At 61.4% G+C, this 14,937-nt stretch carries 12 protein-coding genes; 6 read left to right on the top strand and 6 right to left on the bottom strand.

Features of this window, described 5'->3' with window-relative positions:
* Position 1: 1 nt before the first annotated feature.
* Complete coding sequence (locus tag AOG28_RS07370) at positions 2–1,177, bottom strand: quaternary amine ABC transporter ATP-binding protein (protein WP_054555895.1); 1,176 nt, start codon at positions 1,175–1,177, stop codon at positions 2–4.
* A gap of 369 nt (positions 1,178–1,546) precedes the next feature.
* Positions 1,547–2,830 carry an aromatic ring-hydroxylating oxygenase subunit alpha gene (locus AOG28_RS07365; protein ID WP_235506978.1) on the bottom strand — a complete coding sequence of 428 codons (1,284 nt, stop codon included), beginning with the start codon at positions 2,828–2,830 and terminating at the stop codon, positions 1,547–1,549.
* 143 nt (positions 2,831–2,973) lie between these two features.
* Between AOG28_RS07365 and AOG28_RS07360 the strand changes: the two genes are divergently transcribed.
* A complete protein-coding gene (locus AOG28_RS07360) occupies positions 2,974–3,966 on the top strand; it encodes a LysR substrate-binding domain-containing protein (RefSeq protein WP_054555893.1) in 993 nt (330 codons plus the stop codon).
* 495 nt (positions 3,967–4,461) lie between these two features.
* A complete protein-coding gene (locus tag AOG28_RS07355) occupies positions 4,462–5,712 on the top strand; it encodes a methyl-accepting chemotaxis protein (protein WP_054555892.1) in 1,251 nt (416 codons plus the stop codon).
* 129 nt (positions 5,713–5,841) lie between these two features.
* On the opposite strand, the gene AOG28_RS07350 is transcribed toward AOG28_RS07355, so the two are convergent.
* Entirely contained in the window at positions 5,842–6,651 is an 810-nt protein-coding gene (locus AOG28_RS07350) for an SDR family NAD(P)-dependent oxidoreductase (RefSeq protein ID WP_054555891.1), read from the bottom strand.
* 134 nt (positions 6,652–6,785) lie between these two features.
* Positions 6,786–7,772 (bottom strand): zinc-dependent alcohol dehydrogenase family protein, encoded by a 987-nt coding sequence (locus AOG28_RS07345; protein WP_054555890.1) that lies wholly within the window; start codon positions 7,770–7,772, stop codon positions 6,786–6,788.
* A 226-nt stretch (positions 7,773–7,998) separates the two neighbouring features.
* On the opposite strand from AOG28_RS07345, the gene AOG28_RS07340 reads away from it, so the two are divergent.
* Positions 7,999–8,901, top strand: coding sequence for a LysR family transcriptional regulator (locus AOG28_RS07340; protein ID WP_054555889.1), 903 nt, complete (start codon positions 7,999–8,001; stop codon positions 8,899–8,901).
* Between the two features lie 16 nt (positions 8,902–8,917).
* Here AOG28_RS07340 and AOG28_RS07335 read toward each other — a convergent pair whose 3' ends face one another.
* Positions 8,918–9,493, bottom strand: a complete 576-nt coding sequence (locus AOG28_RS07335) for an HD domain-containing protein (protein ID WP_054555888.1) — start codon at positions 9,491–9,493, stop codon at positions 8,918–8,920.
* Positions 9,490–10,587: a TauD/TfdA family dioxygenase gene (locus AOG28_RS07330; RefSeq protein ID WP_160317856.1), complete on the bottom strand. Its 1,098-nt coding sequence runs from the start codon at positions 10,585–10,587 to the stop codon at positions 9,490–9,492. Before AOG28_RS07330 ends, AOG28_RS07335 begins: the two co-directional genes overlap by 4 nt.
* 253 nt (positions 10,588–10,840) lie before the next feature.
* Between AOG28_RS07330 and AOG28_RS07325 the strand changes: the two genes are divergently transcribed.
* The 3 genes from AOG28_RS07325 to AOG28_RS07315 all read left to right on the top strand — a co-directional run bounded on the left by AOG28_RS07325 (position 10,841) and on the right by AOG28_RS07315 (position 14,937).
* Positions 10,841–11,878 (top strand): LysR substrate-binding domain-containing protein, encoded by a 1,038-nt coding sequence (locus AOG28_RS07325; RefSeq protein ID WP_054555886.1) that lies wholly within the window; start codon positions 10,841–10,843, stop codon positions 11,876–11,878.
* A 318-nt stretch (positions 11,879–12,196) separates the two neighbouring features.
* Positions 12,197–13,696, top strand: coding sequence for an ABC transporter substrate-binding protein (locus AOG28_RS07320; RefSeq protein ID WP_082388454.1), 1,500 nt, complete (start codon positions 12,197–12,199; stop codon positions 13,694–13,696).
* Positions 13,696–14,937: an alkaline phosphatase family protein gene (locus AOG28_RS07315; protein ID WP_054555885.1), complete on the top strand. Its 1,242-nt coding sequence runs from the start codon at positions 13,696–13,698 to the stop codon at positions 14,935–14,937. The genes AOG28_RS07320 and AOG28_RS07315 overlap by 1 nt, the downstream gene beginning before the upstream one ends.

The following is a 14,937-nucleotide window of genomic DNA, read 5'->3' as shown; positions in this document are numbered from 1 at the left end:
ATTAATGTCGGCTCAGTGATTGCAGCAGTGATTGCCTGCTGATCGTGCCATTCAAGGTGCCATCGGCATTGAGTACGGGCAGTGGATAGGGCAACGACGCGGAGAGCCCCAGCAACTCATGAAGCGGAGTATCAAAGGCGATGGTCTCGACATCACTGGGCAACAACGTGAGTGCCTTGCCACTTCCATCGGGGTGACTATTGTCGATGATTCCCATGAATTGCTGCTGATCATCCATCATGTAGGCATAAGGAATGGAAGGCGGTGTCTGCGTGGGGGTCTGCGTGGGCGTCTGCTGATGGTGAACCACGATATCGGCATCAAGACGCGCGACATCACCGGCTCTCAACACCTTGGAGGAGTCCACGCTCTTGAAGAAGGATTCCACATAGGGAGTCGCGGGATTGTTGAGAATTTCCTGTGGTGTTCCAATCTGGACGACACAGCCACCTTCCATGATGGCGATACGGTCGCCGATGCGGATGGCCTCATCCAGGTCATGTGAGATGAAGATGATGGTGCGCTGCTGCTCCTTCTGGAGACGCAGCAACTCATCCTGCATTTCCGTCCGGATCAAGGGATCAAGCGCCGAGAAGGCTTCATCCATCAGCAATATGGTAGGGTCATTGGTCAGCGCTCTGGCCAACCCGACACGCTGCTGCATGCCCCCGGACAGCTGGTGCGGATAGCTGTATTCATGCCCCGCCAGCCCCACCTGGGACAGCGCCTCACGTGCACGCGCACAGCGTTCTTCTTCGACGACTCCCGATACCTCCAGCCCGAAAGCGGCGTTGTCCAGCACTGTCATGTGCGGCATCAGGGCAAAGGACTGGAACACCATGCTCATGTCCTTGCGACGCACATCCAGCAGCCCCTTGTCCGTCAGGCCGGTGATTTCCTTCCCCTTGAGGAAGATGCTGCCGGACGTCGGTTCTATCAGGCGATTGAAGAGGCGCACCATTGTCGACTTGCCAGACCCTGACAGCCCCATGATGACGAAGATCTCGCCTCGCTTGACCGAGAAGGTGGCATCGAAGACACCGATGACCTGCCCCGTCTCCTGAAAGACATCCTCCTTGGTCTTGCCCTCTTCCAGCATCTTGATGGCAGCATCAGGCTGCTGACCGAAGACTTTATAGACATTCTTTACGGAGAGTATTTCGTCGTCAGCATTCATTACCCACCTCTTATTGTAATTAATGATGGCTGACCCCTTCGGAGGTAATCGTGAAGGTGTCATGACATACCATTCACGTTATCCCTCGCCTCCACTAGCGTCCAACAACATTTAGGCGCGGGAATCGATGACCCATGGTTATCATTGTGTCAGGCAGTGAAATTCGTCCTGAAAACAGAAAATCGTCCTGAAAAAAGAAAAGCCTCTCCCGAACAATGCGGAGAGGCTACGATGGATTACTGGCAATATTGAGGTAACGCAACAGAGAGACAATGTCACAGAAAGACGATGCAATCGGCAACGATGACGCCAGCCATCCACGTCCATGCATGTGCTAGTCGATATGACGGTCAATGTTTCACGACGGTGTCATGACTCGCCCTTGAGCCGGCGCTGCATCGTTTCACAATACCAATCGTCAAACTGACACACGCCATTCTCGGCCAGCTCTGAATAAGGGCCAGGTTCATAGGCAGGAGATGAAACACCGGCCTGGGTCCCTTCCACCAGCTGGCGATCCTGATCATTGGTGGCCAGCCAGACTCGCGTCAGATGCTCCAGGTCATAGTCGATACCTTCCTGTGCCTCCTTGGGCACCAACCACTTGGTCGTGACCAGGGTTTCCTGGGGGCCCAACGGGAGTATCCGGAAGCTGAGTGCATGGTCCCCCAGGAAATGATTCCAGGTATTGGGGTAATGGAAATAAAGCAGCGCGCCAATATTGTCCACACCGCTTTCATCAAGGCGTGAAGACAAGGCTGGCTTGCCGTCCATGGTATAGCTGGAAGCATTGGCAGACAGCGGGATACGTGTCATGCGGAACTGTCCAGCGGCATCCATCGCCATACGGCTTGGCAAGCCAGCGGATTCGCATTTATCCCAGAACGCCTCCAGTTGCGGGTCTTCAGTACCACTGACGCCTGCCACCGAGAGGTTCTCCACAAACGAGTTCAACAGCTCCGGGTGTGAACCATCACAGTGGTAGCACTCACGATTGTTCTCGAACACCAGCTTCCAGTTGCCCTTCTCGATCAGATTGGACTCATGCGCTACCCGGCACTCAGTCAGATGATGCGGCGCCACGAAAGGTGTCATGGCGTCACGGAAGGGAGAAAAATCGGGGGCATTCTCAGCGACACAGACAAAGATATAGCTCTCCACCGTCTCGCAATGTGCCGGCAACAGCCCATGATCGCGGGTGTCGAAGTCCGGCCCCATATTGCCGGCGAACAATAACTTCCCGTCGAGATCGAACGTCCATTTGTGATACGGGCACACCAGCTTGGCTGCCTTGCCGCTGTCTTGATGGCAGACCTTGGAGCCACGGTGACGGCAGGCGTTGTGGAAAGCGCGCAGCTCGCCATCCGCCCCTCGTACCACCACGATCGGATAATTTCCTACCTGCAGCGTCAGATACTGGCCTGCCTTTTCCAGCTCAAAGGAGTGGCCTGCAAAGATCCACTCCTTGTGCCAGAGATGAGCAAGATCATCCCGGTAGACATCAGCGTCACTATAGAGCTCACTCGGGAGTGCATGGCGCGCTTTACGTTGCTGAACGAAGTCGAGTGTCTGAGCCTTGTGAGTCACCGGTTGTCTCCTGCTAGTGTCTTGTTGTTGGTCGTGCCTTGTGGGGCACCTGGTATGGTGCCACACGCTGCCAGCTTTCGATTGTCGCCGGCAGTCTCACTCGGGTAATCTGACAGAACCTGCTCAATTCCCCTTTCGAACTCGAGTCTAGGCGCGCAAGTCCCTATGCGATATTGACTTTTTCTCTGGACAACTGATGACCTCCCGTTATGACAAAGCACACCGATCCTGATCAGATGCTACTCAAGATGCCCTCCCTGCGGGCGGTGAGATCGTTCGTGGCGGCAGCGCGCTATCAGAATTTCACGCGCGCGGCAGAAGCGCTGTGTGTGACGCAGGCGGCCATCAGTCGGCAGATACGGGAACTCGAGAGTTATCTGGGGACACCGCTCTTCAGGCGGGTTGGCCGATCGGTGGAACTGACGAATTCAGGGTCCATCTTCTTTGACGCGGCCCAGCTGTCCTTCATCAATATTGCGCAGGCAGCAGAACGTATCCGCAAGGACCCAGCCGCCAACCGCAGCACGCTGACACTGTGCTGCTCGCCGGCATTCTCGGCACTGTGGTTATCGCATCGCTTACCGGATTTCTTCAATCAGCATCCGGATATCGAACTCAACCTGGTCATGACGCAGAACTTCCTCAGCATGGAGCCAGGCGTCTACCCCGATATCTTCATTACCAAGTTGTCGAAAATAAGAGAGGGTTATCTCTCCACCCCCTTGTTTCATGACGTGATTTATCCCGTATGTACGCCGAGCTATCTTGAAGCCCATCCTGAGATTCAATCGCTACACGGGTTGCGCGATGGAAAACTGCTGAACCTGAGCCCTTACGGGCGCTCTCAGGTCGCTGAGCATGTCGATTGGAGTGTCTGGTTATCCATTCACAATATCGATATTGAAGATCGTGCCATTGATAGCCAGCAGTATTTCAATTCCAACGACTACAACATGCTGGTGCAAATGGTACTGGACGACCAGGGAATCGCTTTGGGCTGGCATCACCTTGTCGGGCCGCTGGTCGAGAAGGGGCGATTGGTCAAACCCGTTGCGCAGGATGTCGTGCTTGAAGAGACTCGTCACTACCTCGCCTATCGTGAAGACAAGCGCGACGATGAAGCACTCAACCTCTTTCTCGAATGGTTCTATCTCGAAAGTGGCACCCACGCATCCCAGGCCGTCAAGCACACGGCGTCGTGAAGGGGGTGCGTTACCGCGGCGACGTGACTCTCAGGCAAGCGTTACCTTTGCATCAGGGGGCTTACCTCGCTTTCCTCAATCGCTCTCCTCAATCGCCCTTCTCTCTTGCCCCTCGCACTCGACCATTCCTCTCGGTCATTTCTGCCGGTCATATCTCTCGATCATTTCTGCCGACCAGCCCTCCCGGCAGTCTCTCCCGGCTATTCTTTCCAACCATTCCTTCCCGCTATCTCTTCTGACCACGCTCTGCCTCATCGCATCCGTCTCATTGCCGCCGCCTCATTACCAGCCACCCCGCCCGAGCAATCGTGCGGGGCAAGCGTATTGATGAGAACTCTGATGCCCATATCATCAGGAATTTGATACTAAAGATCGGCACAGCAATGTCGATAGAGGATTCAACAGTAAATAAACATTACTTCAGCACAATCGCATCAAGGATGTCCGCAGTCGATGACTGATTGATGCCTCCCCTCTCTTGCCAGGAACTCTCCCATGCTGCTCGATCGTGCCCAGGCCCTGCGCCGTGCGCTGGAAGACCACACTGCCTGCATCTTCTTTCGCCCGGACGGCAGCATTCTTGGCGCAAGCGACGCCTTTCTGTCAGCGACGGGCTATCGCCGTGATCAGGTCGTGGGGCAGCATCACCGCATGTTCTGCTCGAGCGAGGTCCATCAGGCCCCGGACTATCAACACTTCTGGCAACAGCTGGCCGCCGGCCATTCACGCGGTGGCACCTTCGAGCGACGTGATGCCAGAGGCGCGACCTTGTGGTTGGAGGCGACCTACCTGCCGGTCATGACTCGCCGCGGACGTGTGCGCTACATCATCAAGATTGCCCGCGATGTCAGTGAGCGTCACGAGAGCGCCAGCAGTCAGGACGCCATTCTCACCGCGCTCAACACCTCGATGGCAGTGATCGAATTCGCGCCGGATGGCACCGTGCTCAAGGCCAACGACAACTTCCTCAAGGTGATGGGGTATCAGGCCCATGACGTCATCGGGCAGCATCATCGTCGCTTCTGCGCTGACAGCTTCTATGAGGAAAACCCTGATTTCTGGCGCGAGTTGGCCAACAACAGCTTCAAACAGGGGCGTTTTGCGCGCGTCACGGCCAATGGCAGCCCGATCTGGCTGGAAGCGACCTACAACCCGGTGCTCGATGCCCGCGGCAAGGTGGTGCGCGTCATCAAGTTCGCCAGCGATATCACCGCCGAGATGCAGCAGCATCAGGCCACGCGAGACGCCGTCACTGCCGCGCGCACCAGCGCCCAGCAGACGGAGACCATCGCCGCTGACGGCCTGACACAACTGGCGGCCGCCGTGGAGGATGTCACCCGCGCCGGCACGGAAGTCGCGACGGCGCGGCAGGTCATCGAGGCGCTCAATCATCATGTGAGAAGCATCAACCAGATGGCCGAAAGCATTTCCCACATTGCGCAGCAGACCAACCTGCTGGCCTTGAACGCGGCGGTCGAAGCCGCCCGCGCGGGGGATCATGGCAGAGGCTTTGCGGTGGTGGCCCATGAGGTTCGACGTCTGTCACAAGCCACTACGCAATCCGCCGAGCAGATCAGCAAGGTATTGCGCGACAACACGGCCTTGATCCGCCAGGCGGGCGAGCGCATGAACACCGTCGTCATCCACAGTGAAGCCGGCCAGCAGAGCGTCGATCAGACCCAGGCGGTCATCGCCGAGATCCTGGCCGGTGCCCGGCAGGTCAGCGCCGCGATCGATCGCCTCTGAGGCTAGCCTGCGCTATCCATCCGCCAGCCGTTGCATGCCCTTGCATACGACGACGCCCCGCCCATACTGAGAGATCATCAGCATGAGCGGGGCGTCGTATTGCAGCGTGACAGCGGTTCCCGGCGCGCTTCAGCCAGCCAGAGAGCCGAGCGTCTTCTCCATCGTCGCGACCACTTCACGGCACAGCGCATCATCGAGTGCGTCGGCGTGCGGCGGTGCGAATCGCTGGGCGTCGTTGTCGAAGTACTGACCATTGGCGCCGGCGAATTCCTCATCCAGTGCCGCACGTACCAGGATATCAGCACCGATACCCAGGTCCTTGCCCGGCACGCCGAAGCCTTCCTTGACCATCTTGCTGGCCAGCAGAGAGCCCGGGTTGACCGCGATCAGGATCGGCCCCTGGCCTTCCCAGTCCTGGGCAAGCGTGCGGGTCCACATGGTGATCGCGAGCTTGCTCTGGGCATAGGCCGCGTAGTGGTCGTTGAACGCGACCTCTCCGATCAGCGCCTTCAGGTCCACGGAGGATTGAGCCGCCGAGGACAGGTTGACGACCCGCCCGGCCGGACGCAGTGCCGAAGCCAGTTTCTGGGTGAGCAGATAAGGGGCAAGGGTATTGACCACGAAGCGCAGGTCGAGACCGTCAGCCGTCACGACGCTGGGGGCCTGGAAGACACCGGCATTGTTGATCAGGACATCCAGACTGGCGTTGGCCGCCAGCACGTCGCTTGCCAGTGAGTCGATGGCGACCAGGTCGGACAGGTCTGCCACGAAACCGGCGACACGCTCAGCCCCGGCCAGCGCCGCAAGTTCGGCGACGACACCATTGACCTTCTGCTCGCTACGCCCGTGGATCAGCACGCGATGGCCGCGCTCCAGCAGGGCCTTGGCCGTGACCAGGCCGATGCCATCGGTGGAACCGGTGATAAGGATGGTTTTCATGCGCTCTCTCCTTGAAATGTCACACGACGCTTGAGACACGAACGACAGGGTGTGCCGGATGGCCACACCCTGTCGTTCATCTGTGCCAGCGCAGTGTCAGGATGATCCTGCCAATGTGGCTTTCGGTCACGGTATCAGACCTCGACGATGACCTTGCCGGTGGCCTGGCCGCTACCCAGCCGGGCGTGGGCCTGGCCCACTTCCGCAAGCGGGAAGACCTGATCATCGATGATCGGCTTGAGCGCGCCGGCATCGGCGATACGCGCCATGTCGGCCAGAATCTCGTGATGCTCCTGACGATGGAAGTCATGCAGCATCGGGATCAGCATGAAGACGACATGTAGTGACAGGCCCTTGAAGTGCGCGGTGGACAGGTCGATTTCCATGAAGGACACGGTCGTCGAGACATGGCCATTGAGCGCGGCAGCCTCGAAGGAGGTCGGCAGGTTGGCACCGCCGACGGAGTCGAACACGATGTCGAAGCCCTTGCCGTCGGTGTGCTTGGCCACATAGTCGGCGACCTGCTCATTGCGGTAATTGATGGCACTGGCCCCCAGGCCTTCGACCAGCGTCTCGTGCTCATCACGGCCGACGGTAGAGGCGACATCGGCACCGAAGTGACGAGCCAGCTGGATGGCGATGTGACCCACACCACCCGCACCACCGTGAACCAGCACCTTCTGACCGGCCTGGATATTGGCGCGCTTGAGACCTTCATAGGCCGTGATGCCGACCAGCGGCAGCGCCGCGGCTTCCACCATGCTCAAGGATTTCGGCTTGTGGGCGATCAGGCGAACATCGGCGGCGATGTACTCGGCCAGCGTGCCCGGCAGGTCGGCCAGGCCACCAGCACAACCATAGACTTCATCCCCGATGGCGTAGCCTTCGACGCCCTCGCCCACGGCTTCGACGGTACCGGCGAAGTCCATGCCCAGCAGCGCCGGCAGTGCCGGAGAGAGCGGCAGCTCAGGGCCCATCTCGCGAATCATGGTGTCGACGGTGTTGATGCTGGTGGCGGCGATGCGCACCAGCACCTGACCTGCCGCCACTTGGGGCTTGGCGATTTCCGCCGCTTCGAACACCTCGGGACCACCGAATGATTTGACGAGCATCGCTTTCATGAGTCTGTCTCCTGCGTGGATGTGGAGCCAGCATAATTGTCATGGGCCTGAATGATAAACGGCGATAAACTACAATCAGTTTATTGGTTTTATTGAAAGTATTGGGCGTATTGAGCTTGTTGGATGTATTGGGCGTAGTGGACGTCACGAACGTTGCGCCAAGCCGTTACTGGCGTGCCTCTCGCCATCGGGAGCCACGCGCGTCGACGCAAATGAGGACACCCGCATGAATCTTGAGCACCTGAAGCTGTTCGTCCGTCTCGCCGCCGTGAACAGCATCAGTCAGGCCGGCGAGGACCTGGGACTGTCGCCAGCCGTCGCCAGCTCTCACCTGCGCAAGCTCGAGGACAGTCTAGGGGTACGCTTGTTGCATCGCACCACGCGTCATGTGGCACTGAGCGAAGAAGGTCGCGCCTTTCTCCCTCACGCAGAGGAGGTGCTGATCAGCGCCGAGGCCGCGCGGGCTGCCGTCGGCGTCGGCACGACCTCCCCCAGCGGCACCTTGCGCATCACCGCATCCGCCTCCTTCGGGCGCATGCACTTGGTGCCGGGCCTGGCCGGTTTTCTCGAGCGCTGCCCTGATCTGGAACTGGACCTGCGCCTGACCGACACCATCGTCGATCTGGTCGAGGGCGGCTTTGATATCGCCATCCGCAACTCCGCCCTCAAGGATTCCAGCCTGATCGCGCGGCGCCTGGCACCGGACAAGCGCATTCTGTGCGCCTCGCCGGACTATCTCGCGCGCCATGGCACGCCGACGCACCCCTCGATGCTGCACGAACACGAATGCCTGACCCTGATCGGCATGGACCAGTGGTGCTTTCAGTGCGAGAACGGCGTCGAACCGATTCGCGTCAAGGGGCGTATCCGCACCGACAATGGCGAAGCCGTTCGTGACGCCTGCGCTGCTGGCCTGGGCATCACCCTGTCCTCGACATGGAGCATTTACCGCCACCTGGCCGAAGGCAGCCTGGTAGAGGTACTACCCGAGACGCCCTTGATCAGCGAGACCGGCATCTGGGCGGTCTATCCCAGCAACCGCCAGCTGGCCCCCAAGGTGCGCGCCTTCCTGGACTACTTCTCCGAATACTTCGGCAGCCCGCCCTATTGGGATGTCCAACAGGGCTGAGACGCCGGAAAGCCCGTCATCCCGCCGCCAGCACCCAGCGCTGAAGCATCGGCTTGTAGTGAGCGAAGTCCGGCGTCTGCATGCCGGCCACCTTGGCGGCATCATCCAGGCGCCGCACCTTGAGGATGGCCTCGAGCTGCGGCAATTGAGCAAAGGCCTCGGCCTCGTGCGGCTCCATCGCCCCGCCCTGCAGGGCCAGGCTATCCAGCGAGGCCTGTGACAGGCAGGCACGATAGCTCGGCTCCACCGCGACCAGATAGCGCTTGGCTGCCACATGCTGGCGTACCGGCTCGACGATCTCGGCCGGGAAGAAGCGCGCCAGCCAGTCGGCACCGCTGACCTGATGACGGTTGTCCTGGCCGTTCATCAAGACCTCCGGCGGCAGCGCATTGGCGTAATGCCCCACGTCATGCAGCAAGGCGGCCAGAATCACCGACTCGGATTCCCCCTGCTGCTCGGCCAGATGCGCCGCCTGCAGCATGTGCTCGGCCATGGTCACCTCCTCGCCCAGATAGGAGTCCGCACCGTGCAGGGCGAAGATGTCTTCGATCAGGCCGACGATGCCCTCGGCGTTGGCAGGCTGAGTGATCATCGGGCGTTCTCCAGCAGGTTGAGAGTGGAATACAGGCTGTCGAGATCGGCGTAGGCGCCCTGCAGATGACGATTGCCACCGGCCACGAAGGCGGTACGGGCATGCATCACGCGACTGTTGTCGAACAGCAGGCAGTCCCCCGGAGCAAGGCGCAGGCGCGTGGCCTGCTCCGGCTGACCGATCACGCGCGCCCAGTCGTGATAGGCACGATAGAAGGCGCGTTGCGCCTCAAGCGGCAGCGGCAGCGAGGCGATGGAGCGGTTGTTGTAACGCACCTGGCGGATGTTGCCCTTGTGGTCGGTCTCGATGAACGGCACCCAGCTTCTGAGATCGGCATGGTCCGCGTCATGGAAGCGGAACGGCACCCGCGTGCGCGTCAGCAGCGCGAAACTCTCGGGCGCCAGTTCGCGCAGGCGCTCGGCGGCGGCGAAGCCATCCACCAGCAGGGTCTGGCCGCCTTCCACCTCGTTGCTCAGGCAATGCAGCAGCTGGATGCTTGGCGCCGGATCACGATAGGGATTGTCGGTATGCGCCCCGAGCCCGAGATTGCTGAAGGCGAGATTGCTCGGCGAGACCTCGGTGCGGACATCGAACAGCTTGCCGTAATTGGTTTCGCGCACATACCCGAACTGCTCGATCACCTCGAGCACCTTGCCCGGCTCGACGGGCACGCCACGCAGGCACACCACCCCGGTGTCACGGACCCAGGCCAGTGCCTTGCGACGTGCCTCTCCCCCGGCGATGACATCGGCCCACTCGACCCGGGCGACCGAGAACTCGCTGCCCTGCCACAGCGTCTTGTGCGCACTGCTGCGCTCATCGGGGAAGCCGGTGCTCAAGGCGGCCAGCTCATCGACGCCGTAGCGAATCTCGCGTGCATTGCTCAGTGTCACTCGCAGGACATCGCCCTCCTCAAGCGCCACCTCGCTGATGGCGGCGTCCCAGTCGAGGTCGAGCACACTGTCCAGACGCTGACCATTGGCATGGCGACGGGCAGGGTCATGGTCTTGCAGCCACAGCACATGCTGGGCAAGGGTCTGGCCATCATCCAGAGTCAGGTGAAGCTGTTCGGCGTCAAACGCGAGGCGAGGCATGCAGAGTCTTCCTGTCTGTCGAGTGCGATCACAAGCCGCAAGGCACGGCATGACGAACGGGTGTGGCTGGCGCTCATGTCAAACGAGCGATCCGCCAGTGGATGCCCGCCATGCTAGTGAACGCAGACCCGTGACCATAGCGAGACTTTCTGGCGGCGAGCCTTAGTTTTTATGCGCGCAGACTGTCATGTCATCGTCATGCACGGCTGCAAGAATGAGCGCCCGGCCGCGTGCCGCGGCAGGATCTGCAGTCATGGCTTCAGCACCAGCCGCCGATGCGGCGACTGGCTCAGTCAAGCTGGAGTTCTGCATGTCGCGTCCTGCCTATCACCCTTCCCAGCGCCTCGCTCAGCGCCTGCCCCCCTTCAATGCCCTGACCGCCTTCGAGGCCACCGCACGCCTCGGCAGCCTGACCCGCGCCGCCGCCGAACTGTGCATTACCCAGGGCGCCGTCAGTCAGCGCGTCAAGCAGCTGGAAGACTTCCTCGCGGTCAGCCTGTTCGTGCGCCGCGGCAATCGCATCGAGCTGACCGACGAGGCGCATGCCTATCTGCCGCTGGTCAGTGGCGTGTTCGAGACCCTCAAGCGCGGTACCGCCACCCTCTTCCAGCACGATGAGCAACAGAGCCTGACGCTGCGCTCCAATCACAGCTTCGTCGAATACTGGCTGATCCCCAGGCTCAAGGACTTCCAGCGCCTGCATCCGAACATCCAGGTCACGGTGCTGCCGCACAACCAGGTACTCCCGGAAGAGCAGCCCGACGTCGATATCGAGATCATCAACGGCTACGGCGGCTGGTGCGGGCGCGAGTACGAGAAACTGGCCGATGAGCAGTGGGTCGTCGTGGCAAGCCCCACCTTCCTGCACCACTCCCTCGCCCCCAACGCCTCGCCCGCGAGCCCACTCGACGAGCTGGCCCGCGCGCCCAGAATCGAGTGCATCGGCTACCGCGAAAGCTGGCTGGACTGGTTCCGCCTGCAGAAGTTTCGCGGCCACATCCCGCCGGCCGGCCTCAAGTTCGGCAATGCCAGTCTGGCGATTGCCGCGGCACTCGAGGGGCATGGCTTCCTGCTCGTCCGCCAGTCCTTCGTGATGGACCTGATCAAGAACGGACGCCTGCAACTGGCGCACACCTTGCGCATGCCCAGTACCAGCAGCCAGTACCTGCTGGTGTCTCCAGAACGCCGCCATACCCCGGCGGTCAACGATTTCTGTGCCTGGTTGCGCAGCACCATGCACACCTCTCAGGCCAATCCTGTCACCAGCGAGATGCCCTCCCAGCCCCGCTAGCACGGGCAGGAAGACGCGAGCCTCAGAATTTCTAAGGCACAGTCGCAGTTTTTGTTGCGGCCAACGGCTGGCATCTGTCACGGAAGCGTCATCATCTGCACCAAAGATGACGCCTCAAGACGACAGAGTTGACGCAGTCCGGCCGTCCCGGCGGGCTGCGCCACGAGCCAACCAACGGCCTGCCTGTCGGCCTGACCCGGTTTTGCGGAACCTGCTTGCTGTCACTGATGACCGTACCTGACGACCGCCCCTGACCACTGCCCCTGACTACTGTCCCTGACTACCGTCCCTGACCGTTGCCCTTGCCTGGAGCCTGACATGAAGAAGCCCTTGATCGCCGCCATCGGCCTTGCCGCCTTCGCCCAACTGGCCGTCCCCCAGCTGGCCCATGCCGAGACACTGCGCACTCCGCATTGGGTCGAGTTCAGTGGCAAGGAGTCACTGGACCCCATCTCCCCGACGCGCTTCTACTCGGCCAACCAGCTGATCTACAGCCGCCTGGTCCGTCAGGGCAGCAAGGGCGAGCCGGTGTCGGACCTGGCCTCCGAGTGGCAGGCCAATCCCGCTGCCGATGAGTGGACCTTCACGCTGCGTGACGGGGTCAGCTTCCACAACGGCAAGGCGCTGAGCGCAGATGACGTCATCTACAGCTTCACGCGTCTTCTCGACCCCGAGCGCGATGCCCCGGCACGTGCCGCGCTGTCAGTCATCGAGGACGTCAGCGTCAATGAGGCCGGCCAGATCGTGTTCCGTCTCAGCCAGTCCCATGCTGACCTGCCGATTCTGCTGATGGATTACCGCGCCAAGATCGTGCCGGTCGGCTTTGATGACGACACCTCACTGCAGGGCATCGGCACCGGCCCCTTCAAGCTGGTCGAATTCGATCCGCAGGGCACCACCACCTTCGAAGCCTTCGCTGACTACTGGGAAGGCGCACCGAAGCTGGATGGCATGGACCTGATCGGCATTCCCGATGACAACGCCCGCACCCAGGCATTGCTGGCCGGCCAGATTGACTGGTCGGGCTGGAATGGCGTCAACGCCCAGCAGCTGCGCCTGTTCTCCAGCAACCCGGCCTACCACTACGACTCCATCGCCACCGGCGACTGGCGTGGCATGGTGTTCCGCGCCGACGACGAGGTCTTCCAGGATGTGCGCGTGCGCCGTGCGCTGCGTCTGGTGGCCGACCGTGAAGAGATGGTCAACCTGCTGTTCGGCAAGGGCGGCGCCACCATTACCTGTGACAACCCGGTCTGGAATGGCGATCAGTACAAGCTGGCGCAGCAATGCCCGCAGGACCTCGACACCGCTCGCAGCCTGCTGAGCGACGCGGGGTATGCCGATGGGCTGGAGATCGACGTCTACACCAGCGGCGTCGACAACTACTTCCGCCCGATGACGGAGCTCTACCAGCGTCAGGCAGCCGAGGCCGGCATCACCGTCAACGTGCACAACGTGCCCGCGGCGGATTACTGGAACACCGCCTGGATGAAGAAGCCGGCCTTCACCGCGGCCTGGGGCCAGCGCCCGACCGATCAGGTGCTCAACGAGATCTTCCAGAGCGAGGCCAACTGGAACGAGTCGGCCTACAAGAACCCCGAATTCGATGCCCTGCTCGCCAAGGCGCGCGCCACCCTGGATGACAAAGCTCGCACCGAGCTCTATCACCAGGCCCAGGCGCTGCTGACCGAGACCGGCGCGACGCTGATTCCCTTCCACCTCAACAACAACCGCGTCATGAAGCGTGAGGTACATATCCCGGCGGTCGAGCACTTCGCGATTCGCTGGCACCAGGTCGACAAGCAGGGAGAGAGCTGATGTCCCGCCCTGGCCTGATCCTGATTCTGATGGACGGCATCAGCAGTCAGCGCTTCGCCGAGACGCGGGCGCGCCTGCCGCATCTCGATGCCCTTGCCAGAGACGGCCTGCTGATCGAGCGCCTGGGTGCCGATACCAATGCCAATTCGATGCCCGCGCGAGCGGGTGTCCTGACCGGGCAACCGGCTCAGGTGCACGGCATCTACTCAAACGGTATCTATTCCAACGGCATCCATTGCCCCGGTGCTGAGACGGATCGCGACAGTCACGCCTCAGACGCCAGCGCCACTGCAGGGCATTTTCGTCCAGCAGCGGTCGAGGACCTGCGTGGCGAGACCCTGCTCGAGGCCGCGCGCGCGGCAGGACTGCGGGTGGCCAGCCTCGGCTTCGGGCTGGCCCGCCCCGAGAGCTGTGACTGGTATCTGTCGCCCTGGTGGGAGGAAGGCGACCTGCGCGCCAAGGGCATGACCGCGCCGCGTCTGAATCACTGGGACGCCCGCAATGACGCCCTGATGCGCGCCATGAGCAATGACCAGCAACTGCTCAACGAGGCACTGTCGCTGATCGAGCGCGAAACGCCAGAGCTGGTGCTGCTCGAACTCAACACCCCCGATTATTGCCTGCATGTGCATGGCAATGATGACGCCCTGGTCGATGGGGCCCTGATGATGGTCGATGCCCAGCTTGGCAGCCTGCTGGCCGGCCTTGAGGCCATCAACAAGCGCGAGGCCTATCACCTGTGTGTCTTCAGTGATCATGGCCATGCCCCGGTCCAGCGGGCGCTGGTGGCAGACCGCCTTCTACCGGATGTCGCGCTGCAATGTGATGGTGGCCTGTTGCTGGTGGCCTGTGATGATGACGAACGCCAACGCGAGCAGGCCGCGCGCCTGGCCGAGTTCGGCGTCACGCCGCTCACGGCGGCCGACTTCCTACCCCCGGATGTGAAGCATATCCAGCTCTATCAGGCGCCGCCGGGCATGAGCTTCGAACCCGCCTGCAAGCATGCCCATCACGCAGAGCTGGTGGCGGCGCCCGGCTATGTCTCCACGCACGGTTTCGGCCCCGGCGCCACGTCGGATCAGCGCTTCGCCATTCTGCACGGCCCGTCAATCACTGCGGGCGAGCGCCTTGAGCTCGAGTCACTGGCCCTCCACCCGCGCCTGCGTCAGGTGCTGGGCCTGCCGCCCCTCGGTGAGGCTTCGACGCCACTGCGGGCACGCGATCTTCAAGAGGTGAACTGA

Source organism: Cobetia sp. UCD-24C, from assembly GCF_001306765.1.
Classification (GTDB): Bacteria; Pseudomonadota; Gammaproteobacteria; order Pseudomonadales; family Halomonadaceae; genus Cobetia; species Cobetia amphilecti.
The sequence above is the reverse complement of the archived record's forward strand: the minus strand, read 5'-3'. Positions and strand labels throughout refer to the sequence as shown.

Coding starts and splice junctions, on each gene's coding strand:
- AOG28_RS07370 (WP_054555895.1), bottom strand. CDS start 1,177: ATGAATGCTGACGACGAAATACTCTCCGTAAAGAATGTCTATAAAGTC.
- AOG28_RS07360 (WP_054555893.1), top strand. CDS start 2,974: ATGACAAAGCACACCGATCCTGATCAGATGCTACTCAAGATGCCCTCC.
- AOG28_RS07355 (WP_054555892.1), top strand. CDS start 4,462: ATGCTGCTCGATCGTGCCCAGGCCCTGCGCCGTGCGCTGGAAGACCAC.
- AOG28_RS07350 (WP_054555891.1), bottom strand. CDS start 6,651: ATGAAAACCATCCTTATCACCGGTTCCACCGATGGCATCGGCCTGGTC.
- AOG28_RS07345 (WP_054555890.1), bottom strand. CDS start 7,772: ATGAAAGCGATGCTCGTCAAATCATTCGGTGGTCCCGAGGTGTTCGAA.
- AOG28_RS07340 (WP_054555889.1), top strand. CDS start 7,999: ATGAATCTTGAGCACCTGAAGCTGTTCGTCCGTCTCGCCGCCGTGAAC.
- AOG28_RS07335 (WP_054555888.1), bottom strand. CDS start 9,493: ATGATCACTCAGCCTGCCAACGCCGAGGGCATCGTCGGCCTGATCGAA.
- AOG28_RS07330 (WP_160317856.1), bottom strand. CDS start 10,587: ATGCCTCGCCTCGCGTTTGACGCCGAACAGCTTCACCTGACTCTGGAT.
- AOG28_RS07325 (WP_054555886.1), top strand. CDS start 10,841: ATGGCTTCAGCACCAGCCGCCGATGCGGCGACTGGCTCAGTCAAGCTG.
- AOG28_RS07320 (WP_082388454.1), top strand. CDS start 12,197: ATGAAGAAGCCCTTGATCGCCGCCATCGGCCTTGCCGCCTTCGCCCAA.
- AOG28_RS07315 (WP_054555885.1), top strand. CDS start 13,696: ATGTCCCGCCCTGGCCTGATCCTGATTCTGATGGACGGCATCAGCAGT.